Below are 22,995 nucleotides of genomic sequence, written 5' to 3'. Positions count from 1 at the left end.
ATCAGGTGCGGTTTTTGCCGGGTTGGTTCAAGGACACCCTGCAGGACGCCCCGATCGAGCGCATTTCGGTGTTGCGGCTGGATGGCGATCTGTACGAATCGACGATTCAGGCGCTCGATGCGCTCTACCCGCGGCTGTCGCCCGGGGGGTTTTGCATCATCGACGACTACCACGCCATCGACGCGTGTGCCCAAGCCGTGACGGACTACCGCACCAAGCACGGCGTGACCGACGAGATCGTCGAGATCGACGGCACCGGCGTGCTGTGGCGCAAGTCGTGAGATAGCTGAAACCCTAGGTGTACGAAACGGTTTGCCCTCGTCCGAGGGATGGTAGAAGCACGATCGTGGCGCATCCATCGCGTTCGCCCGGGGTGCCGTGCGCGCCGATGTTATGGTTGCCGCCGTGGCAACAGGGCTGACGACCGGCACCCGCCTCAGGATGTGGTGGGTGCGCACCGAATACTGGCTCGCGCGTACGCTGCTGCCCGACGTCTACGCCAACGACGCGTTGATCACGTTCAACAACTTTCACGGATTCCTCGATGATCCCGACTTCCAGCGCGCCTACCGGCGCGGTGCCAAATCTCTGGGCAACGAGGACTGGTACCAGTGGCAATGGCGCGTGCACGTCGGGCTGTGGGCGGCGGCGAGCGCCAGCAAGCTCGAGGGCGATTTCGTCGAGTGTGGCGTCAGCTACGGCTTTTTGAGCAGCGCGATCATGGAGTACCTCGACTGGGATCACCTGGGCAAGACGTTCTACCTGCTCGACACCTTCGCCGGAATCGACCCCCGGTTCGTCACGGAGAACGAACGCAAGGCCGGGGCGCTGGAAACGAGCGAAGGACACCTGCGCAACGGGATGTATGCCAACGGGGTTGACAGTGTGCGCGCCAACTTCTCGCAGTGGCAAAACCACCGCATCATCGTGGGAGCGGTCCCGGAGACCCTTGAGCAGGTCGACGCACCGTCGGTGGCCTACCTGCACATCGACATGAATTGCGCTCCCCCGGAAGTCGCTGCGCTGCGGTTCTTTTGGCCGCGCCTCACGCCCGGGGCCTTTGTGCTGCTGGATGACTACGCGAACCGCGGCCGCGACGAGCAGCGCATCGCCATGGACGAGGTGGCCGGCGAACTGGGTGTGAAGATCTGCTCGTTGCCCACCGGCCAGGGCCTACTCATCAAACCGGCGCGCTGAGATTCGCCTTTCCGCCGTGTGAGCTCGGCAGTCGCCCAACGGTTTAGCGGCCGCTCAGGTAGACACTTTCCGGCGAGCGGCGTCCTCTAACAGGTCGGCTGTGCGCTCGATGCTGGCGGCGGGTTTCGTCATCCGAGCGGCGAACTCGCGGGTGCGCACGGCGTAGTCCGGGGCGAGGATCTGGCGCAGGTCCGCGAACAGCGTTTGGTCGGAGGTGGCCGAAAAGCGCCTCGCAGTGCCCAATTTCAGCCGCTTGATCGACGCGGCCCAATACGGTTGATCGGCCGAGCTCCACAGGGCCAGGGTCGGGACGCCCGCGCGCAGGCTTGCCGCCGTGGTGCCCGAGCCGCCGTGATGAACGATGGCGCGGCAGGCGGGAAAGATCGTCGCGTAGTTGACCGGGCCTACCGACTTGACGTGGTCGAACTGTGGCACGTCGCTGAAGTCGGTGCCGCCGAAGCAAATTAGCGCCCGCTCGCCCAGCCGCGCGCATGCCGCGGCGATCATCGTGACCGTGTCGGCGGGCGATTCGAGCGCGATGCTGCCCGAGCCGAAGCAAATCGGCGGTGTTCCCGACGCGATCCAGGACACGACGTCGTCGTCGGCGTCCGTCGGCAGCTCCATCGTCAGCGCCCCGACAAAGGGCCGGCGGTCGCCCCAACGCGCCCATTCGGCCGCCAGGCCGGGAAAGAAGCTGTCGTCGTAAGCCTGGATCTCCAAAGACCGGCGTTCGGCGATTCGCCGCTGCGAGCGTCGTGTTGCCTTCGGCAGGCCGAGTTCAGCGCGCTGCGCATTGTCGACTTCCTTCGTCGACTGCCAGAACAGCCATTCGATCGTCGTCATCGTGGAGCGCACCAGCGGCGCCGGCATGCTCGGCATCAGCCGGCCGTTCGCGCGCATGGGGAAGTGGTGCAGCGCGGCCAGGGGGATGTCGTAATGCTCGGCGACGTTGGCCGCGGCCTGCTCGAAATTCAGGCCGGTGGAAAGCAGGTCGGCCCCATCCGCCAGCAACTTCAACGTCGCGCCGACGTCGCCCCAGTACTTGATCAGCGGATCCCAGACTTTGAGCACCTGCCTGATCGGATTGCGGAAGAAGTCCGTCCACATGTTGCGCAGGAATTCCTCGTCCAAGAACTCCTGCACCTTTGGCCCGTAGGGAACCGCAGCGAGCCCGACCGACTCGACGAAGCTGACAAGTTCGGGTGGGACGGCCATCCGGACTTCGTGTCCCCGGCGCAGCAGTTCGAGGCCAACGGCCGCGGACGGTTCGATGTCGCCGCGAGTCCCGTAACTCGCCAGGGCAAACTTCACGACACATCCTGCCTTCCGAGTCGTCCCGCCTGTCGGCAACGTCGGGGCCATTATTGCCGGTGCTGTGGAGTGGGCGCGCGGAGATCACCATTGTGCGCGGGTCAACCGGTGGGCTGACCGGTCCCGTGGCTAGGAGGCCAGTTCGACGAGGCCGAGCCGTTTGGACACCTCGACCGCCCCTACCACGTGGGGATCGGCGCAGATGTCCAGCCAGGCTTCGCCCATTCCGGGATTGAAGTCGATGTCGTCGAACAGCACCCAACCGCCCGGGGCCAGGCGGGGCTTCAGTAGCTGCCACTGCCGGGTCACGAAATCCCGAGTGTGGATACCGTCCACCAGAGCCAGATCGATCGGGTCCGCGATGTCGCCGACGTGGTCTTCGAAGGCGCCCCTGGTCAGGGTGAAACGGTCGGTGATGGAGTGGATGTTTCGCTCGGCGATGTCAGCCCAGGCGGGGTTGATCTCGAACGAATACATCCAGCCTCGGCGAAGCGCCGAGGACAGATACATCCCGGACACCCCGAAAGCCGATCCAAACTCGACCACGATCCCGGGGTCGCGCCAGTCCACCAGGTAGGCGTACAAGTCGCCCTGCCACGACGCGGCCCGGACCTGTTTGGGTTTCCGGGTCGCGCCCGGCTGACCGTAGGCCGCGGCCAATGGCAGGGCGCCGATCTTGTCAGTCGACTGGGCCGACGATTCGATGTCGGCTTTGCGGGCCGCGGGCGGCAACCGTCGGGGGAGACCGGCGATCTGCCCGCCGCGTTTGACCCACTTCAGCTCCAATGCTTTTCGCAGCGATATCACGAAGCCAGACCCAACTCACGCGCGAGATCGGCGTATTCGCTATGCAGGCGCTGTCGCAGGGCTGCGACTGCGTTGCGCTTGCTGCTTCGGATGCTCGATGAGTTCCCGATCGCGTCGAGTACCCGGTCGACGACGGCGGTGGCGCTCACCTCGTCGGTGCGGATCAGGGACCGTGCATCGTCGATCGCGAGTGCGAAGTCGCGGCACTTCGGTTGGTATTCAAGGGAAACGACGGGAGTGTCGGAGAGCGATGCCAGCACGCTCGCGTGTAGTCGGGTGACGATGGCTGCCGAACAGCGGGCGAGTTCCCGCGCGGCGGCGTCGGGGTTGGCTGGGAGCACCAGCTGGGCTTCCGGGATATCTCTCAGCGCCGCTTCGGTCCACCGCCGGTCTTCCGGATTCATCAGTATCCCGATGAAGCGGTAGCCGTGTGAGGCCAGCTGTTTGACCGCGTTGGCGATTTCGTCGGCCAACATGATTGGATCGTGCCCCCAAAGGTCGTCCCCGAAGCCGAGATTCACGCCGATCAGGTCCTCTTCGGGACGGACGTCGGGTCGGGGGAGCAGCAGCGCCGGGTCGCCGGACACCTCGACGCTCAACCCGATGTCGGCCAGCAGTTCGGCGCTGCGCGGCCCCCGCACGGATACGGTACGGAATTTGGAAAGTATCGGCGCCCACCGCTTCAGCTCGCCCTTGCCCGAACCGCTGTTGCGTCCGCCGAAGGCCGGATCTTCGACGCCCACCCCAATTGCGTGGCTTCCGTTGTCATTGGTGAGCGCCAATCCTCGGTTGACCAGGAGCCGCCACTGGCTCCGGCCGACGAGCGTGCCGCCCCCCACGACTTGCCTGCTGCGCCGTAGCGAACGGTTCAAACCCAGTGCGGCGGTGGCGGTTGCATAAATCAATTGGTGGGGCAGGCGCGGCAGATCGAGGAAGGTCGCCCCAGATAGCTGGCCGCGAACCGCGTCGTAGATCGCGTCGTCGCCGAGATTGCCCAGGCCATGCCAGCCGAGGTAGGCGACGGTCGGGTCTGGGGCGGCGGGCATTGTCAGGCGCTCAGCCGCTCGTCGATTCGCTGTGGGACGCCGCGCTTCGGTCGAGCGGCGCTGCGAATGAGCTTGCGGGGCAGGGTTTTCAGGCGCCCGCCCAGCGTCTTGGTCCATCGATTCTGCAGCGCCAGCGTTGCGATGCGCGGGTACTCGGCAGCGGTTTGGACCAGGAGCGCATGCCCTTCGGGGCCGGGGACCTGTTTGGCGATCGCGCGGAGCACCCAGTTGGCGTTTTTGGCGACGATCGATTCGTGCGTGGGGTCCCCGGAGACGACATCGAGCATCGCGTCCAAGGTCGCCGCATGGGCACGACCCTGCATGCGCCAGAACGTTGCGGGGTCGGTGATGGACTTGTACCACATGCCGCGCGGGTGGCGACGATAGACGGCCATCGTCTCCGACAGCATGGCGATGTCGCCTTCGGCCGCGTGCCGCACGTGCAGGTACCAGTCCACCGGCATGACGTCGGCCGGGATGTCGTCGTAGCGGGGGAGGCGGCGGTACATGACCGAGTTGGTCTGGATGAAGTTTCGTGAGATCAGTGTCTCGAAGCTGAGGTCGCCGGCCCGAAAGGGCGGTGGGAAGGTCGGAAGGAAGGTCTGTTCGAACTTGCGATACAAGGCGTGGATGAGCTTTTCGTCTTCGGCGTGCTCGTGGGTCCAGACGACCTGCACCGGGTGAAAACACACTGCCGTGTTCGGGTTTTGGTCGAGCAGTGCGACTTGTTTGCTCAGTTTCAGCGGGTCGACCCAGTAGTCGTCACCCTCGCACAGCGCGATGTACTCACCGCGCGCGGCGGACAGCGCACCGGTCAGGTTCGCGTTGAGGCCGATGTTCTTGGAGCGCAGAATTGGTCGGAACAGGTGCGGATGGCGGTCGGCGTAGTCCTGGATGATTTGCGGTGTCGCATCGGTCGAGGCGTCGTCGGCAACGATGATCTCCAGCGGAAATGCGGTCTGCTGGGCGAGGAAGCTGTCCAACGTCTGCCGGACGTAGGCCTGCTGATTGTGGGTGGTCGAAACCACGCTGACCTTGGGGGGATTCGCCGTTGGCCGTGCGGTCAATGCGAGCTCCCTTCTGCGCAGTTTGCTTGGTCTGCGCTCTCGTCGGAAAGTACGTAGTCCGACCAGCAGGGACGTGAGAAGGGAGATGTCTTTAGCTAGTTGCCGACCCTAACAGTCCCCGGGCCGAGAACAGCACCGGTACTGACCCGTGCGTCAATCGTAAAGGTTGCACGGGTGATTCGCTTGCCAGGCAACAGGTATGACGCACAGTTTTTACAAGTGGTGCTCGTACAGCAAACGAATGCCACCGCTCTCAGGTGCCGTTGCCGCACGCCGTCACGCGCTGTCACGATCGATCGCCCTGCGTGGCAACATGCGAGCTTCTCAGGCGGAAAATTTCTCCAGAAGGTCTGCGGCGGTTCCGATGCTTTCAGCGGGTTTGGTCATTCGCGCCGCGATTTCGCGGGCCCGGGTGGCGTATCGCGGAGCCAGGATCTGTCCCAGGTCGGCGACCAACGATTCTTGCGTGGTCTCCGAAAAGGGCCTGGCCAGACCAACTTTCAGTCGCTGGATTTGACCAGCCCAAATCTTCTGATCACTGAGACTCCACAGACTCAAGGTGGGAACTCCAGCGCGTAGTCCCGCGGCCGTGGTGCCCGCGCCACTGTGGTGCACCACGGCGCGGCAGGCGGGAAAGACCGTCGCGTAGTTCACCGGGCCGACCACCTTGACGTGGTCAAACCGTGGGGCGCCACTGAAGTCGGTTTTGCCGGAGCACACCAGCGCTCGCTCACCCAACTGTGCGCAGGCGTTAGCGATCATGTTGATCGTATTGGTCGGCGATTCGACCGCTGTGCTACCGAAGCCGAAGCAGATCGGCGGCGTGCCGGCGGCGATCCAGGACGTGACGTCGGCGTCGGCGTCGGTCGTCATCTCCATCGTCAATGTGCCGACAAACGGCCGCTGGCAATTCGATTTCGCCCATTCGTCGGCCAGCCCGGGAAAACACACCTCGTCGTACGCCTGAATCTCTAGTGCACCGCGGGCGGCCATCCGTTGTGGGGCAGGGCTTTTCGCCCTCGGCAGGCCGAGGTTACGGCGCTGTGCGTCCTCGGCCTTTTTCGTCACCCGCCACTGCGTCCAGTCAAGCGCCGTCATGGCGCCGCGCACCAGCGGGGCCGGCAGATTCGGCGCGAGCTGGCCGTTGGGTCGCATGGGGAAGTAATGCATCGTGGCCAGGGGCACGTCGCGGTATTCGGCTACGTTCGCCGCCACGCCGGGAAAGCCGGGGCCGGTGAACACCAGGTCGGCTCCCTCGGAAAGCGATATCAGGGTGGCACTCATCTCGGCCCAGGACTGCACAAGCAGCTCCTGGGCCTCCCGCCACCGCCTTCTCACCGCCGGGAAGTTCCAAAAATTGCCGAGGAAATCGGTATCCCAGAATCCGTCCTGTTGGTCGGGCCCGTAAGGAGCCGCCGTCAGCCCGGCCGACTCGACCAGTGGGACCAGATTGGGCGGAACCGCAAGGCCGACCTCGTGACCCCGGCGCTGCAGTTCGCGACCCAGAGCCGTGCAAGGCTCGACATCGCCGCGCGTTCCATAGCTGGCCAGGGCGATCTTCACGACGAATCCTTCCGGGGGTCGTGCGAGTGGGCGACGGCAGAGGTCATTATGTCTGGTTGTTTGATCCGCGGAGGCCATTTGGGCGTTGCCGGCAGAATGCCAGGGGTGTGGGCGCCTAGGGCGCAGACGACCTGGTCAGGTCTGATCGCGTCTTGATGCCGATGAATGTGCCCCGAAGATCCGCTTGGTAGGAGCCCCCGAGTAAATTCTCCGTGATGCTGGGCTTCAGATGGTCGTACTCTTCCATCACCAGGTCAAAGCCGACTTCCCGAATGGTTTGTAGCAAGTGCTCTCGCTCGATCCAGAAAGAGCGACGGTTATCCCACGAAGCCCACTTTGCGGATTCTCTGCGGCTAAATGATTGGTGGTCGGCGAACTCCGTATACCAGCGCCCGGGCAGGCCCTCGTTCTCGCTAGGGGCCGAGAGCACGAACTTGGTTGGCGCGGTCTTTCTTCGGATGCGGTCGGTGAACATATGCACCCGAGTAGACAGCCGGAACCGCCTGTCGATATCGCTGATGAGTGAGAAGTGTGTCTGTAGGATCAGCAATTTGTTCGTCACGCTCGAAACTGTTTCGAGAAACGCCTTAGGGCGGTCCAGGTGGTAGAGGAGGCCGCAGCAGAAGACGGCATCGAAGGCGCCATAGCGTGCGATGTTCAAGGCGTTGTCCTGGACGAACTCCAACCGCGGCAGATTGGTCTTCGATTTGACATAGTTGCATGCCGCCACGTTCGATTCCCGCACTTCAATGCCGAGGACTTGAAAACCCATGCGCGCGAATTCGACTGCGTATCCGCCCTCGAGGCAGCCGACATCAGCCAGGCGAAAGTCGCTTTTATCGCCCGGAAAGACGGTGTCCAGAACTCCGCGCGCCGATACGAACCAAGGGTGATCGGCTATCGAATCCGCAGATCCAGACTTCGTAAAAGTTCCGTCATCGAGGCGGATGTTGTGCGCTGTGAATTCCAAAGCTTCCTTCTCTGCCGCCATTATGTGTTGGTACCCTTCGTGCGATCGCCATTAGATGAATCAAATGTGCGGGCGGCTTTGGTGTCGCCAGCATAAGCATTTGCACACCGGTCGCTTCGCGTAGTCGGCCGCTCGTTCATGAAAGTGAAAACGCCGCCATGTCGCATTTCTACCGCATGGTTCGCGGCGCTCAGGACTGCCGCGCCGGGGCAGCTGCCACACGGTAGTTCGAATGGCCGGCCGCGTAGGCGGTGCACTTGAAGCTGATGAGCTCCGCCCAAGCGGCTAAAAGTGGCGCAGGATTGCGCATCTGCCGCAATCGGTGTCGTCAGCCGCGGGGCTGTTATTGAATGAGACGCATGCTGCTCTCCGACACCGGTCAACGTGCCGGCCGCCTCATCCGCCGCGTCTGCTTCGCAGGCCCAGGTCAATGCAACATTTGCGGAAGCCGAATTCGCTTCCTGAGCGTGACGCGCAGGCTGGGGGGCGAGCTCGCCCTGTACGGGTTTCCATACTCTCTCGACCAAATGGAGACGATCAATCATCGAAGGTACGTCTGTCCGGTGTGCGGCTCGGTCGACCGAGACCGCCTTTACAAGCTCTACATCGATAGATTTTTGCCGCCCGAAGGCGTGCGGAGGGTGCTCGAGTTTGCGCCGTCGGCACCCCTGTCCGGGTACTTGAAGAGCCGCGATGATTTCCGTTACCGCAGTGCCGATTTGATGATGAGCGGTGTTGATGACGTCGTCGACATCACTGACATGCCGATCTATGCGGACGGGTCATTCGACTTCTTCATCTGTTCGCATGTGCTCGAGCACGTCTCGGATGATGCCCGCGCGCTAAGCGAGCTGTACCGGATACTCGCGCCGGGCGGTCGTGGGATCATCATGACCCCAGTGGCCCCCGAAGGCAGCTTCGACGAGGACCCCACGGTCACCGATGAAAGTGAGCGCTGGCGCCGCTTCGCCCAGGGTGACCACGTGCGACTCTACGACCGCTCCACGCTGTGTTCGCGGGTCCGCAAGAGTGGGTTTGAGCTTTCCGCCCTCGACTCGCAGACGTTCGGCGAAGAGACGTTCAATCGACATGCCATCGATGTCGGCTCGGTGCTCTACATCGTGCGCAAGTCTGAAGCTGATTCTCCGTCCGGGCGCTGACGACGGCCGGCACAGTACGCTTAGCCACCGCCAGGGCCGGCGCACATTCAGCGGATTCTTCTCCACAGACCTTTAAGGCGCCGCGTCGGGGATTTCCAGCGATGCTGCAGCGCCAGCATGGCGGATTGTGGGTGGCATGTGATGGTGTCCAACAGCGCGGCGCGGGCCTCGGCGCCTGGAATCCGGGCGATCTCACGCAGGATCCAGTCGAGCCTGTCAGCGATTAGCTCCTCGCGATTCGGGTCGTCCGGGAAGAAGTCGAGCATCGCCTCGAACATGGCCGCATGCCCGCGGCCGTGCGCGACCCAGAACTTTGCACGGTCGACATCCGCGCCGTACCAGAAACTCTGCGGATGACGACGATAGACCGCCATCGTTTCGGACAGCATTGCGATACCGCCGCCCGCCGCGTGACGGACGTGCAGATACCAGTCCATGGGCATGACGTCGGCCGGAATGTCGTCGTACCGAGCTTGACGTCGGTACAGGACTGAGTTGGTTTGGATGAAGTTCCGCCGGATAAGGGCATCGACACTCAAGTCGCGGCGCCAGCCAGCCGGCGGAAACTCGGACCCCTTGCGGCCATCGGTCCAAAGCACTTGCACGGGATGGAAACACAACGAGGTCTCGGGATGCTGATCCAGAAAGGCAACTTGCTTGCTGAGCTTCCTCGGATCGGTCCAGTAGTCGTCACCCTCGCATATGGCGAGGTACTCGCCCCGAGCAGCCGACAGGGCATCGCTCAGGTTTGCGTGGATGCCGACATTCGTCGATCGCAAGATCGGCCGGAATAGATGCGGATATCGGCAGGCGTAGTCCTGGATGATCGCCGCAGTCCCATCGGTCGATGCATCGTCAGCGATGACGATCTCAACTGGGAAGTCGGTCTTTTGAGCAACGAAGCCGTCAAGGGTGTCGCGGATGAAAGCTTCGTGGTTGTAGCTGATCGACACAACGCTGACTTTGGGCGCATTCGCCGCCGAAGTATTTGCCAATCTAACTCCCGTTCCTTACACCCGCCACGACGCGTGCGACGTCGGCGGGTGCCATGTCGTCATGAACCGGCAGCGATACGATTCGCGAGCAGATGTCTTCCGTGACTGGCAAGTCGGCTGACGGTAGCCGCGAGTCCCCCACGAAGTACTGCTGCTTGTGTAGCGGTGGGTTGTAGTAATCGCGGGCCTGGATCGAGTATCCCTGCAGGCTGCCGAGAACCTTGGCCTTGTGGTCCGCTGAACTGCAGCAGGCACTTACAAAGCACAGCGACGAGGCCTCGGCATTGGGCTGGAATTGCAGGCCGATGCCGCTCAATTCGGCGCGATAGCAGTCAAAAACTTTCCGACGGCTCGCCAGGCGGCGATCAAGCCCGACCAGCTGGCGCAGGCCGATGGCGGCGCTAATCTCTTGCAGCTTGCCATTCATTCCGAGCTGGATGCACTCTCGTGCTTCGCTAAACCCGAAGTTTTGAAATCGGCGCGTCTGTTCGACGACCTGAGGATCGCGGGAGACCAACGCGCCGCCCTCGCCAACTGCGAATGGCTTGGTTGCATGAAAAGAGAAGATCTCACATGCCCCGCGTCCGCCGACGCGCCTGCCATCTGTGTAGGCGGAACCGAACCCGGCCGCAGAGTCGATCACGAGCGGCAAGTCCCACTCGGCTGCGAGCTTCTCCCAGGAATCGATGTCGGGGTTGCCGACGCCGAAGACATTAGGAAGCAAGATTCCGGCCACTCGGTCGCGTTGAGTCTTCAGCACGGCACTTGCGGAGGCAACGCTTGGCTGCCAAGTCTCGGCGTCGATGTCGATGAAAAATGGCAAGTATCCGGTCCACTCGGCGGCCTGGGCAACAGCGACGAACGTGAACGAGGGCAATAGCAAGTAGCGATCCCGGCCGCCATGCCCCAGGGTGGCGTGCAGCGCAGCGATCAAGGCAAGGGTTCCGTTAGCGAGCGTCGCTACGTGCAGGTTTGGTCCCAGGTACCGCTCTAAGGCGAGGGTGAACTCTCGCTCTTTTGGGCCAAAGTTTGTATACCAATTGGCGCGCACAATCTCGGCTAGGTCCTCAGCCACCTTAACGGGTTCGGGAAAGTTCGGACGGATGAACGGAATCTCAGAGGACATCGAGCCACCCGTTGCGGGTCTTCACGACCGATGCGGGAACGCCTGCAACGACTGCGTTTGGTGTCATCACGTCGGCCAGCACCGTCGCGCCAGCGGCAATTACGACACCCGATGCTATTGACACGTTATTAGAGATGCTTGCTCCCACGCCGACGAACACACCGTCGCCGAGGTGGACATGACCCGAAACGTGGGCGCCAGGGCCAACAGTTACGAATGACCCAAGGCGCACGTCATGGCTGATCGTCGCTCCAATGTTTATCTGACAATGATCGCCGACGACCACATCGACGGTCAGAACCGCGCCAGGCGCGATGACGACGCCGTCACCAATCACGCACGACGAGTCTATGTAAGCCGCAGTAGAGATGACGCTCAGAAAGCGATTACCCGGCCACGCGGTGACAAATTCGCGACGCAAAGCCGGTGCACCCACAGCGCCGACGACTGGCGAATCTTTTGCAGCGGAGGGAGGGGAGGCGATATCGATTTGATCGGTTGCATTCAGGTCGAGGTAGGTGGCGGAAACGGCCCAAAAAACCTCGGTACCGGACGGCAAGTATGAGGCGACTTCGCGGGCCTGCGCCCCGGCCCCAAGGAGGCCTACACGCGCTCGCGCCGTGCTGGCAGCGTCCTCTGTTGCCCGATACACCCCGAGATCACCCACTCATGTCGACGGACCACTGTCCCGTCATGATGCAGCCTTTTGCATTGCGATGGGGGGTTTTACATTCACTGCCATCACCGCGATCGCCGCATCAACTGATCCCGAAACCGCCTCGCACGCGCGAACTCACTAAAAGGCGCTGCCAGCAACGCTTTCAGTCGCGACGATCGTTGAGGCCCGGACAATGCCACCTTGATGAACAACCCCACCCAAGCAAGTAACCACCATGGTATCGCGGCGGCGCGGACGAGGCCGGTAGACGCCGGATCCATAATCATCCAGGTCAGAATCCGCAGCTGGTCGAGCCAGTGCTGTTGGGCCTTCTTTATGTTCGCAGACTCCGTGGTGGCGGTGTGATGTCGCACCGAGAGTTCCTGTGGCACAAAGCAAACCGTCCCCCGCAGCATGAGGCGCAACCAAAAGTCCAAATCGACGGTCTGATAGACGTCGTCGCGCAACCCGCCCGCGCTCAGCGCCAGCCGACGCCGGAACATCACGCAGCTCGGCTCACCGATTAAATTGGCGCTTGCACCCCACAGGGCCACCAACTGCAGAACCAGTGACGGCCCGCGGTTGTGCTCGCGCAGCCTCGCAAAGTAGACATGCAGCTTGCTTGGTGCTTTTCGTCGCTCGCTCCAGGGAAGGTCGTCGGCCTGCACCTGCCGGGGCGCGAAGGTCAGTCCTACGTTGGGATCGTCGAAACAGCGGGCCAGCGTCCGCAGGGCACCCGGAAGCAACCAGTCGTCGCCGTGCAGGAACTGGATATATTCGCCGCGGGCGAGTTCCAGGCACTTGTTGTGATTACCGTTCAGGCCCAGCCGAGATTCGTTGCGTATCAACCGGTCTCCTTCGCGAAGCAGCGAAGCGGCAACGCGCGCGCCGTCATCCGACGACTGGTCATCGACGACCAGAATCTCGAACTCAACGCCGTCTTGATCCAGGACGCTTCTCAGACTGCGCTCGATGGTCGTGCCGTTGTTGTACATCGGAACGCACACCGAGACCAGTGGATTGGCCGGTACTTGGTTCGCGTGAGTCACGCGTTTGCCTCGGCGGCCAACCGGTAGCCGCGCACGGCCACTGGGATGAACACCGCTAGCAGCACGACCGCCCAAGTCAAAGTTGTCACGAGAGGCCATATGATCGGGCCGCCGTGGGCCAACGACCGCATCGTCTCGATGGGCGGCGAAATCGGCTGTATGCGGATCAAGGGCTGAGCCCAATCAGGGAACAGCTTGAGCGGCGTTGCACCGGGGTTGACGAACGCCAGTGCAAAAGTGACGCCGAGCACCCAAGTCATCGCGGTACGGCCATTGTTGCGGATCGCCATCGCCATCACCAGAGCGGTAAACCCAGTCACCACGATTGACGGAATCAGCAGGAAAAGCGCTGCCGCAGGCCAACCTTGGAGGAAGCGCAGTCCCATTGCCAGCCCAAGAGCGGTGATCAAAACGGTGCCGATGAATGCGCGCACTACTTCGGCAATGATCCAGCCGGTGATCGCGCTGGCTCGGTGAATCGGCAGCACCCACATCCGGCTGAGCAGGCGTGACTCGCGGTCCATGGTGATTCCGACGGAGTTGCCCAGGGACCCGAAGAGTCCCGAGATCACCGCGCACATGGGAACGATGCCGTAGATGCTGTCGACACCAGTGACCTTCTGCACCTGCTCGCCCAGCACGATTTTGTAGATCAACAGCAGGCACACGGGTAGCAGCAGCGACCCCATCAGCACCGCTTGGTCGCGCCGCCATCGCAACAGGAGGCGGCCGGCCTGCACCCGACTTTGGGTCAACAGAGATCCCTGTGCCTCGAGGCGATGCATCACTAGCCGCGCCTCTGCATGCGCAGGGTGATTGCGCCGAACACCAGGACCATGCCCAGGCACCACGCAAGGGTGGCCGTCAGGTTGCTGAGGATCAGGTGGCCGGTGGCCAAGCCGCGCAGGGTCTCGGCGAACTGTGACACCGGCTGGTTGCGCACGTAGGGGCGCAGCCAGTCCGGAAACGTCTTTTCGGGAGCGATGCCGGTGGAGAGCATGAATAGCAGCAGCTGGGGGACGAACAAGAGATGGCTGGCCCCCTGCACAGTCTTGGCGCGCGACCCCAGCGCGTCGGCGCCCAGCGCCACCGCCAGGCACAGCAGCAAGGAGATGAATAAAAACGCCAGCGCGGGACCCCACCCGCCGCTGATCCGGAAACCGAAGGCATAACCCGCGATCAGCGCCACCACCAGGGAAAGCACGGCACGCATCAGGGTGGCCGCTGTGCGGGCGGTGACGGTGGCCACCGCCGCGACGGGCAGCGTCCGCATTCGCTCGCCGAACCCGGACACGTGGTCGCGGGCCGCGCGGTCCGCGGTGAGCAGTCCGACAAAGATCATCGATTGGGCGACCACCGCGGGTAGGAAGTACTGCGTATAACTGATGCGTCCTGTGTCGATCAGGCCGTGCAGCGCCACGCTGAAGCCCGCCAAATACGCTGCCGGCGAGAGGATCTCGAAGATCATCTCGCCGTCGCGAGCCGCCGACATCAGCGAACGCTCGGTGAGGGCGGACAGGGCGCTCATGACCGGGAGGCGGTCCGCTCGGTCAGATGCAGGAAAGCCTCGTCGAGGGAGGGCTTGCGTAGCGAGATGTCAGTGAGTTCGAGCCCGAGCGCGTCGACTCGGCGGAACACCTCGACCAGGGTGGCCACCCCATCCGGCGCGAACACCGACACCGAATTGGTGTCGTTGTCGATGTCGACGCCCTCGAGGCCGTTCAGCGCCGCCGCCACCTGCGGCAGGTCGGCGGGGTTGGCCGGGGTCACCTGGCAGTAGCTGGTACCGACCGCGCGTTTGAGCTCCTCGGCGGTGCCGCTGGCGATCACCTGTCCGTGATCGATGACGACGATCGAGTCGCTCAGCACATCGGCCTCTTCCAGGTACTGCGTCGTCAGCAGCACGGTGATGCCCTGTACCGTCAGCGAACTCACCAGGGCCCACACGTCGCGGCGGCTGCGTGGGTCCAGGCCGGTCGTCGGCTCGTCGAGGAAGAGCACCTGCGGCGGCACCACCAGGGCGCTGGCCAGGTCGACGCGCCGGAACATGCCCCCGGAGTAGGTCGACAGCCGCCGGTCCGCGGCGGCGACGAGATCGAACTGCTCAAGCAGCTCATCGGCACGGGCCTTAGCGCGCTTGCGGTTCAGCCCGCGCAGCCGGCCGAACAGCACCAGGTTCTCCCGGCCCGTCAGCATGGGGTCCATCCCGGTGAACTGCCCAGCCATCCCGATGCTGGCACGCACCTCGGACGGCTGGCGGATGATGTCGTACCCCGCGACGCTGGCCCGGCCGGAGCTGGGGCGGATCAGCGTGGAAAGGATGTTGATCGTGGTGGTCTTGCCGGCGCCGTTGTGGCCGAGCACCCCGCACACCGTTCCGGCCGGAACGGAAAAGTCCACGCCGTTGAGCGCGAGCGTGTTTCGCCCGAATGTCTTTGTGAGGCCTACAACCTCAATCGCTAGTGGACTCACCGTACGAGTATTTCACGGTGCTTAACGGCATGCCGACGGTATCGATTGTTTTGCAGCGGGGGAGCTCCGAGCGCTCCAAGCAAAATCATTGGCCTCCAATCTTTCTCGCCGCGCTTTCGCGGATGGCGTCGACCGCCCCGCTATCCGGGCAATGAAACGACGAAAAGCACCTAGACGGTAGGCCGGGCGATCGGGATCTCCGCCGTGGGAGCGTCCATATCGTCATCGTGGTGAAGCAGGGTGCGCACCGCCGGACGTGTGCCCACGGAGCGCAGCAGCAGGCTGGCCGGCCGCGGCCGAACCAATTGCGGCCACCAGAACCAGCGTCCGAGCAGCGCCGCGATGGTGGGCGTCATGAACGAGCGCACGATCAAGGTGTCGAACATCAGACCCAGGCCGATTGTGGTTCCGACCTGACCGATGATGCGCAAATCGCTGACCACCATCGAGGCCATGGTGAAGGCGAACACCAGACCGGCATTCGTCACGACCTTACCGGTACCGCCCATCGCACGAATGATGCCCGTGTTAATGCCGCCGGCTAATTCCTCTTTCATACGGGACACCAGCAGCAAGTTGTAGTCCGATCCGACCGCCAGCAAAACAATGACCGACATCGGCAGCACCATCCAGTACAACTTGATGCCAAAGATGTACTGCCAAATCAGGACGGACAATCCGAATGATGCGCCCAACGACAGCGTCACGGTGCCCACGATGACCAGGGCAGCAATGAAACTTCGGGTAAGAATCAGCATGATGATGAAGATCAGGCACAGCGCACCAATGCCTGCGATAAACAGGTCGTACGTGGAGCCGTCGCGGAAGTCCTTGAATGTCGACGCCGTGCCCGCGATGTAGATCTTGGAGTTTTCCAGCGGCGTGTTCTTGAGCGCCTCCTCGGCCGCCAGCCGGATCTTGTCGATGCGGTTCACGCTTTCCGACGTTGCCGGGTCGCCACGGTGCGAAATGATGAAGCGAGCGGCCTTTCCGTCCGGCGACAAGAACTGCGCCATCGCGCGCTTGAAATCCGCATTCTCGAAGATCTCGGGGGGCAGATAGAACGAGTCGTCATTTTTGGAATCGTCGAACGCCTGGCCCATGGCGGTGGCGTCCTTATCGTTGCTATCCATCTGGCCGATGATTCCGGACATGGTGCTGTGATTGGTCAGCATCATGTTCCGCATGTCCTCGGACATCGCGATCATCGGCGGATACTGCTCGAGCAGCTGCGGCATCAGCCGGTCCATGTGATCGAGATCTTGGAGCAGACCCACCATCTTGTCGCTGAGCGTGTCGACACCGTCGAGAATCTCGAAGATCTGCCGCAGCGACCAACATATCGGGATGTCGTAGCAGTGCTTTTCCCAGTAGAAATAGCTGCGTAGCGGCCGGAAGAAGTCCTCGAAATCCGACATTTTGTCGCGGAGTTCCCAAAGGACGACGGCCATTTCTTTGGTCTTCACGATCGAGTCGTGGGTGATGTCGGTCATGCGTTTCTGGAGCGAATAAATGCGCTTCATGATCTCGATCTGCTTGGCCATCATGTCGGCCTGAACGAGCATGTCGTCCATGCGCGCCTGCATGTACTTGATGTCTTGACTCATGGTCGCCTGTTGCATGCTGAGCAGGAACGGGATCGAGGTGTGCTGGATCGGCGTCCCCTCGGGGCGGGTGATGCCCTGGACACGGGAGATGCCGTGAACCCCGAAGACTGCCTTGGCAAGTCGGTGCAGTATCAAGAAATCCGCCGAGTTCCGCATGTCGTGATCGGATTCGATCATCAGGATCTCGGGCATCATGCGTGATTGGTTGAAATGGCGGTCTGCGGCGGCGTATCCCACGTTGGCGGGAACGTTGTCCGGCATGTAGAGCCGGTTGTTGTAGCTCGTCTGGTAGCCGGGTAGCGTCACCAGGCCGACCAGGGCGACCGCAATGGTCGCGCACAGAATGGGGGCAGGCCAGCGCACGATCGCCGTGCCGATCCGCCGCCACCGGCCGAACCCGATCGTCCGGGTCGGATCGAACAAGCCGAAGCCGCTTCCGACGGTCAGAACCGCCGGCACCAGTGTCAGGGCGATCAACACCGAAATGAGCATGCCCACCGAGCAGGGCATGCCCATGGTCTGGAAGATGGGCATGCGGGTGAAGCTCAGGCACAGCATGGCTCCGGCGATGGTCAAACCGGAACCCAACACGACGGGTGCGACGCTGCGATAGGTGGTGAAGTACGCGGTCTGCCGATCTTCACCCGCCTGGCGCGCCTCTTGATAGCGGCCGAAGAAGAAGATCGCGTAGTCCGTGCCGGCGGCCATGGCCAGTGCCACCAGGAGGTTGACGGCGAACGTCGAGAGCGCCATCCAATTGTTATTGGCGATGAAGGCGATGACACCCCGGGCGGCGAAGACCTCGATCCCAACGGTGACCAACAGCAGAATGACGGTCGTGATCGAGCGGTACACCATGAGCAGCACGACAAAGATGATCAAGGCGCCGATCATGGTCATCTTCAGAATCGATCGGTCACCGGCGAGCTGCATATCGGAGAACAGCGCCGAGGGACCGGTGACGTAAGCCTTCACCCCGGGAGGCGGTGGCGTGCGCGCTATGGCATCGCGGACCGCCGCCACGGATTCCTGGCCCAGGGTGGTGCCCTGGTTGCCCGCCAGGTTCAGCTGCACATAGACGGCTTTGCCGTCCGGGCTCTGGGCGCCTGCCGCGGTGAGGCGATCGCCCCAGAGGTCCTGCACATGCTCGATATGCTTTGTGTCGCTTTTTAATTCACCGACCAGCTTGTCGTAGTAGGCGTGTGCCTGGTCGTCAAGCGGCTGTTGCCCTTCCAGGACCAGCATCGCGAAGCTGTCCGAGTCGGACTCTTTGAAATCCTTGCCCATGCGCTGCATGGCCTGCACCGCCGGCGCGTCCTGGGGGGCGAGCGGAACCGAATGCTGTTGGCCCACAATCTCGAGCCGCGGCACCCCGAACGTCACCAGCAGGGTCAGCGCCACCCACCCGATGATGATGAACACCGCAAGGTGACGGATGGACCGCGCGAAGCGCGAAGGCCGGGGTGGGTGCGTGGTCATAGTGCCCTCGACAGGCTGACGACGCTATTGCCCTGTGTCACAGTGTTCCCCACGGTTGCTGTTCCCATCCTGAAGTGGAAGCCGCCACCTATTGCGGCTGCTTCAGGAGCAGTGAACGCACCAACGGACGCGGGCCGGTGTGCCGCAGCATCGTGCTGGCCGGGCGGGGGCGCACCAGCTGTGGCCACCAGAACCAACGTCCCAGCAAGGCGGCGACGGAAGGCGTCATGAACGCCCGCACGATCAGCGTGTCGAACAGCAAGCCCAGCCCGATCGTCGTACCCGTCTGCCCGATGCTGCGTAGATCGCTGACCACCATCGATCCCATCGTGAACGCGAACACCAGGCCGGCGTTCGTCACGACCTTTCCGGTACCGCCCATCGCGCGGATGATGCCGGTGTGGATCCCGGCACCTAGTTCCTCCTTCATGCGGGAGACCAATAGCAAGTTGTAGTCGGAACCCACCGCCAACAGCACGATCACGGAGGTGGAAAGCACGGTCCAGTGCAGCTGCATGTGCAGCAAGTACTGCCATACCAGCACCGACAGCCCGAAGGACGCGCCGAGCGAGAGGAGCACCGTGCCGACGATGACCATGGCGGCGATAAAGCTTCGCGTCATGATCAGCATGATGATGAAGATGAGGCAGAGCGCGCTTACGCCGGCGATCAACAGGTCGAATTTGGAACCGTCCACCAGATCTTTGGTGATTGCCGCGGTACCGGTCAGGTAAATCTTGGCATTTTCCAGGGGCGTGCCCTTGAGCGATTCCTCGGCCGCCGTCTTGATCTGTTCGACCCGCGAGAGGCCCTCCGGTGTCGCCGGGTCACCCCGCTGCGAGATGAGCAGGCGGACGTCCCTGCCGTCCGGCGACATGAACACCTTCTCGACCCGCTTGAAGGAGTCGGAGCCGTTGATGATGCCGGGCGGCAGGTAGAAGGAATCGTCGTTTCGGGAGGCGTCAAACGCCTGCCCCATGACGCTGGGATCCTTTGAGCTGGAATCCATTTGGCCCATGACGCCGGACATGGTGCTGTGCATGGTCAGCATCATGTTGCGCATGCTTGACATGGTTTCGATCATCGGCGGAATCTGCATGACTAGCTCCGGCAGGATCGCGTCCAGCTGATCCAGGTTCTTCACCAGGTCGCCCAGCTTGTCGCTGATCTCGTCAACACCGTCGATCGCGTCGAAAATGGATCGCAGCGAGAAGCAGATCGGGATGTCGTAGCAGTGCTTTTCCCAGTAGAAGTAGCTGCGGATCGGGCGCCAGAAGTCCTCGAAGTCCGACACTCGATCCCGCAGATCCGATGTGATGTCCTGCATTTCGTGCGTCGTCTTGACCATGTGGTGCGTCGTGGCGACGAGCTCTTTCATCAGGTCCAGCATGTGCTGCATGATGCCGATCATCTTCCCCAGCTCGTTGGCCTGGGTGAGCATGTCGTCCATGCGGTCTTTTTGGAAGGCCATGTTCTGCATCTGGCTCGCCTGGCCCATGCTGATGATCCACGGAATCGTGGTGTGCTGCAGCGGAACTCCCTCGGGGCGGGTTACCGTCTGAACGGTCGCAATTCCTGGAACCGCCAGAACGCCCTTGGCGAGCTTGTTGATCACCAGCATGTCCGTCGGATTGCGCAGATCGTGATCGGTCTCGATCAACAGAATCTCGGGCATCGACATGCGCTGACCGGGGAAGTGGCGGGCCGCGGCCGCGTACCCGACGTTGGCGGGGATGCTGGCCGGAATGAATTTCTGGTCGTCATAGCTGGGTCGGTAATTCGGCAGGGCCAACAGCCCGATCAGCGCGACGGCCAAGGACGCGATGAGGATGGGCGCGGGCCACCGGACGATCGCCGTGCCGATCCGTCGCCATCTGCGGGTCGACAGCGCCCGCCGCGGCTCGAACAGGCCGAACCGCGCCCCGGCGGCGATGAGGGCCGGCCCCAGCGTGATCGCGACCAGGACCGCGATCGAGATACCGACGGCACAGGGAATGCCCAGCGGCTGGAAATAGGGCAGCCGGGTGAAGCTGAGGCAGAGCACCGCGCCGGCGATGGTCAAGCCGGAGGCCAACACCACCTTGGCGACGCTGCTGAACGTCGTATAGAAGGCCTCTTCGCGAGTTTCACCGGCCTGCCGTGCCTCCTGATATCGACCGACGAAGAAGATGCCGTAGTCCGTACCCGTCGCGATGACGGCGGCTACCAGCAGGTTCACGGCGAACGTGGTGAGGCCGACCACCCCGAGATGACCGAGTAGCGCGACCATCCCGCGCGCGATCTGCAGTTCCAGGCCGACGATCAACAACAGCAGAATGACCGTGACGATCGACCGATAGACGAGCAACAAGGTCAAGAAGATCACCGCAAGGCTGGCCAGCGTCACCAGCATGACGGTCTTTTGACCCGCGATGTTCATGTCCGCGACGATGGGCGCGGGGCCCGTGACATAGACCTTCAGACCAGGTGGTGGCGAAGCGTCCTGCACGATCTTCCGGATCGCGGCCACGGACTCGTCACCCGCGGCGGCACCCTGGTTACCGTTCAGGTTCACCTGGACGTAAGCGGCCTTGCCGTCCTGGCTTTGCGCGGCGCCCCGGGTCAGCGGGTCGCCCCAGAAGTTCTGGACGTGCTGCACATGCGCGTGATCGTTTTCTAACAGATTGACCAGGCGGTCGTAATACCTGTGCGCGTCGTCGCCAAGTTGCTGCTGGCCCTCCAGCAGGATCATCGCCAGGGCGCCGGAGTTGCTTTCCTTGAAGTCCTGGCCAAGGCGTTCCATGGCCTTGAACGACGGCGCGCCCAACGGGCTCAGCGACACCGCATTCTCCGCCTCGACCTGCTCCAGCGACGGAACGCCGATGCTGATGAGGACGGCGACCGCCAGCCAGCCCAAGATGATGGGAACCGACAAACGATGGATGAGCCGCGCGATCCGTGGTCGCGCGGCCGGCTGGGTCTCCAATGGGGGCGCGCTCATGTTGCCGTCAACACGCAGTAGGTGAAGGCATTCAATTCGTGCGAGATCCTCTCGGCTTTGACGACACCGTCGACCACGATGCGGCAGCCGAGACTATCGCTATTGCCCTGCGCGACCACATTTCCCACGATCGACGGCAACGTCGTCGAGATGTCGAAAGTCCACGGCAGCGGGATGCCATTGATGTGGTTCGGTTCGCCATTGGCGTCGAAGTAGCTGATGTCGGCCATCGAGCCGGCGGGTCCGAAAACCTCGTACTTCACGTGCTTGGGATTGAACGGCTTGGTGTCCTGTTGCCGGGACTCGGCGTAGCTCGGGCGCTTCTCGGAGCCGAAGACACCATGCAACCGCGAGACGGTCATGCCTCCGGCGACGACGACGGCCACGATGACGAGCGGGATCCACAGCCGGCCCAGGAAACTGAAAAGCCCGGGGCCCCTTTTCGTCGTCGGACGGGTCTTGGAAGGGCCGCCTTGCTGCTCGGATTCTTTTGACGATCGACGACCAAAGCCCAGGAAACCGCGTTGGCTAATGTCTCGTCCTTCCGCGATGGTGTTGTCGGGCCGGGCCCGTACCTCCGATTCGACCACTGCACCCCCTCTAGCCGCGCCGTCGCGCCCGCGCGGTGTTCGCCCCCGACCATGCAACTACACATCGGCCGCAATCGCGCCGGGTGACGGCGCTCCGAATGCCAGGCCCGCCGCCGACCAGTCGTTTTTCTTTCACCTCTTGCGGGTCCCGCCCTCGGGGAGCGCGACCAGGTCTTGATGAGTAAACCACGGCAGTCGCTTCCGTATCAGTGCTTTGTCAACGCGATGCGGGATCGTAATGCCTATCGGGTATGCACGACATCTCCCTGATCACGAATCCGCCCGAGGACTCCCGCCCGTCGCACCGCCACCTAAGCACAACACACCGTACGTGTCACTGGCACAGATGGTTCAAGGATCCTCGCCGGAGCCGGACGCGTTCGCCTCGTGGTGATTTTCCCGGTCAGTGCGACGTCGGCTAAGCTGAGCGGCGACAAAGCACAATAATTTCATCGGCCTGAAGACCGTGCCTGCCCCAACAGCGATATCTCGCAGTCAACGCCATTGAAGCAGGTCATTGCAGCGCTTTAGGGGCATCGGGGCCCCGCCGCACACCACCCACTCGATGGCGTCAACAGCCTGCTAGGCCACACCGGGAACTTTGTCCAAACCACGGACGAGCACTCTGGGGCTCAACTATGGTTTGGACCTGTTCCACTCATGTCCACTTATGCATCCTGGAGAATTGTGAGCATCAATCCCTTCGACGACGACAACGGCAGCTTTTTCGTCTTGGTGAACGACGAGGAGCAACACAGCTTGTGGCCGGCCTTCGCCGATGTTCCAGCTGGCTGGCGAGTGGTACACGGGGAAGCCGACCGAGCTGCGTGTTTGGAGTACATCGAGCAGCATTGGCCTGACATTCGGCCGAAGAGCCTGCGCGACAAGCTCGCAACGGGTCGGGGTTTTGAGCAGTAA

The 22,995-nt window shown here is 62.7% G+C and carries 19 protein-coding genes and 1 pseudogene; 4 read left to right on the top strand and 16 right to left on the bottom strand.

Translation table 11 applies throughout. From position 1 onward, the window contains the following. Nucleotides 1-281: TylF/MycF/NovP-related O-methyltransferase (locus tag A5624_RS23070; RefSeq protein ID WP_197519018.1), on the top strand; the 281-nt coding region annotated here is incomplete at its 5' end. A 112-nt stretch (nucleotides 282-393) separates the two neighbouring features. Further along, entirely contained in the window at nucleotides 394-1,197 is an 804-nt protein-coding gene (locus tag A5624_RS23065; RefSeq protein WP_197519019.1) for a class I SAM-dependent methyltransferase, read from the top strand. A gap of 54 nt (nucleotides 1,198-1,251) precedes the next feature. Here the strand turns inward: A5624_RS23065 and A5624_RS23060 are convergent, their stop codons facing one another. From A5624_RS23060 to A5624_RS23035, 6 genes are all read right to left on the bottom strand, one after another. Beyond that, nucleotides 1,252-2,508, bottom strand: a complete 1,257-nt coding sequence (locus A5624_RS23060) for a glycosyltransferase (RefSeq protein ID WP_066871592.1) — start codon at nucleotides 2,506-2,508, stop codon at nucleotides 1,252-1,254. A 129-nt stretch (nucleotides 2,509-2,637) separates the two neighbouring features. Continuing rightward, nucleotides 2,638-3,315, bottom strand: coding sequence for a class I SAM-dependent methyltransferase (locus tag A5624_RS23055; protein WP_232002309.1), 678 nt, complete (start codon nucleotides 3,313-3,315; stop codon nucleotides 2,638-2,640). Next, nucleotides 3,312-4,361 (bottom strand): polysaccharide pyruvyl transferase family protein, encoded by a 1,050-nt coding sequence (locus A5624_RS23050; protein ID WP_066871589.1) that lies wholly within the window; start codon nucleotides 4,359-4,361, stop codon nucleotides 3,312-3,314. Before A5624_RS23050 ends, A5624_RS23055 begins: the two co-directional genes overlap by 4 nt. 2 nt (nucleotides 4,362-4,363) lie before the next feature. Beyond that, complete coding sequence (locus A5624_RS23045) at nucleotides 4,364-5,428, bottom strand: glycosyltransferase (protein WP_066871586.1); 1,065 nt, start codon at nucleotides 5,426-5,428, stop codon at nucleotides 4,364-4,366. Between the two features lie 324 nt (nucleotides 5,429-5,752). After that, entirely contained in the window at nucleotides 5,753-6,991 is a 1,239-nt protein-coding gene (locus A5624_RS23040; RefSeq protein WP_066871583.1) for a glycosyltransferase, read from the bottom strand. A gap of 115 nt (nucleotides 6,992-7,106) precedes the next feature. Continuing rightward, complete coding sequence (locus A5624_RS23035; protein WP_066871580.1) at nucleotides 7,107-7,982, bottom strand: bifunctional 2-polyprenyl-6-hydroxyphenol methylase/3-demethylubiquinol 3-O-methyltransferase UbiG; 876 nt, start codon at nucleotides 7,980-7,982, stop codon at nucleotides 7,107-7,109. Nucleotides 7,983-8,320: 338 nt separating this feature from the next. Between A5624_RS23035 and A5624_RS23030 the strand changes: the two genes are divergently transcribed. Then, complete coding sequence (locus A5624_RS23030; protein WP_197519017.1) at nucleotides 8,321-9,121, top strand: class I SAM-dependent methyltransferase; 801 nt, start codon at nucleotides 8,321-8,323, stop codon at nucleotides 9,119-9,121. Between the two features lie 53 nt (nucleotides 9,122-9,174). Here the strand turns inward: A5624_RS23030 and A5624_RS23025 are convergent. The 10 genes and pseudogenes from A5624_RS23025 to A5624_RS22985 form a co-directional block, all read right to left on the bottom strand. After that, nucleotides 9,175-10,116: pseudogene (locus A5624_RS23025) on the bottom strand (glycosyltransferase); the annotation flags it as partial. A gap of 1 nt (nucleotide 10,117) precedes the next feature. Further along, entirely contained in the window at nucleotides 10,118-11,242 is a 1,125-nt protein-coding gene (locus A5624_RS23020; RefSeq protein WP_066871575.1) for a DegT/DnrJ/EryC1/StrS family aminotransferase, read from the bottom strand. Beyond that, complete coding sequence (locus tag A5624_RS27720) at nucleotides 11,232-11,801, bottom strand: hypothetical protein (protein ID WP_197519016.1); 570 nt, start codon at nucleotides 11,799-11,801, stop codon at nucleotides 11,232-11,234. Before A5624_RS27720 ends, A5624_RS23020 begins: the two co-directional genes overlap by 11 nt. Before the next feature lie 182 nt (nucleotides 11,802-11,983). Then, nucleotides 11,984-12,949 carry a glycosyltransferase family 2 protein gene (locus tag A5624_RS23015; protein ID WP_066871573.1) on the bottom strand — a complete coding sequence of 322 codons (966 nt, stop codon included), beginning with the start codon at nucleotides 12,947-12,949 and terminating at the stop codon, nucleotides 11,984-11,986. Then, complete coding sequence (locus A5624_RS23010; protein WP_082990641.1) at nucleotides 12,946-13,734, bottom strand: ABC transporter permease; 789 nt, start codon at nucleotides 13,732-13,734, stop codon at nucleotides 12,946-12,948. Before A5624_RS23010 ends, A5624_RS23015 begins: the two co-directional genes overlap by 4 nt. Before the next feature lie 2 nt (nucleotides 13,735-13,736). Further along, nucleotides 13,737-14,477, bottom strand: coding sequence for an ABC transporter permease (locus A5624_RS23005; protein WP_066871570.1), 741 nt, complete (start codon nucleotides 14,475-14,477; stop codon nucleotides 13,737-13,739). Continuing rightward, on the bottom strand, nucleotides 14,474-15,421 hold the full coding sequence (locus A5624_RS23000) for a daunorubicin/doxorubicin resistance ABC transporter ATP-binding protein DrrA (RefSeq protein WP_066871567.1): 948 nt from the start codon (nucleotides 15,419-15,421) through the stop codon (nucleotides 14,474-14,476). The genes A5624_RS23005 and A5624_RS23000 overlap by 4 nt, the downstream gene beginning before the upstream one ends. 170 nt (nucleotides 15,422-15,591) lie before the next feature. Next, nucleotides 15,592-18,507: an RND family transporter gene (locus tag A5624_RS22995; protein ID WP_066871565.1), complete on the bottom strand. Its 2,916-nt coding sequence runs from the start codon at nucleotides 18,505-18,507 to the stop codon at nucleotides 15,592-15,594. Nucleotides 18,508-18,595: 88 nt separating this feature from the next. Further along, entirely contained in the window at nucleotides 18,596-21,487 is a 2,892-nt protein-coding gene (locus tag A5624_RS22990) for an RND family transporter (RefSeq protein WP_066871562.1), read from the bottom strand. Continuing rightward, nucleotides 21,484-21,903: an MmpS family protein gene (locus A5624_RS22985; protein ID WP_066871599.1), complete on the bottom strand. Its 420-nt coding sequence runs from the start codon at nucleotides 21,901-21,903 to the stop codon at nucleotides 21,484-21,486. The genes A5624_RS22990 and A5624_RS22985 overlap by 4 nt, the downstream gene beginning before the upstream one ends. An 861-nt stretch (nucleotides 21,904-22,764) precedes the next feature. On the opposite strand from A5624_RS22985, the gene A5624_RS22980 reads away from it, so the two are divergent. Then, nucleotides 22,765-22,995 (top strand): MbtH family protein, encoded by a 231-nt coding sequence (locus A5624_RS22980; protein WP_066871596.1) that lies wholly within the window; start codon nucleotides 22,765-22,767, stop codon nucleotides 22,993-22,995.

It is taken from the genome of Mycobacterium sp. 1482292.6 (genome assembly GCF_001672995.1).
GTDB classification, from domain to species: domain Bacteria; phylum Actinomycetota; class Actinomycetes; order Mycobacteriales; family Mycobacteriaceae; genus Mycobacterium; species Mycobacterium europaeum_A.
The sequence above is the reverse complement of the archived record's forward strand: the minus strand, read 5'-3'. Positions and strand labels throughout refer to the sequence as shown.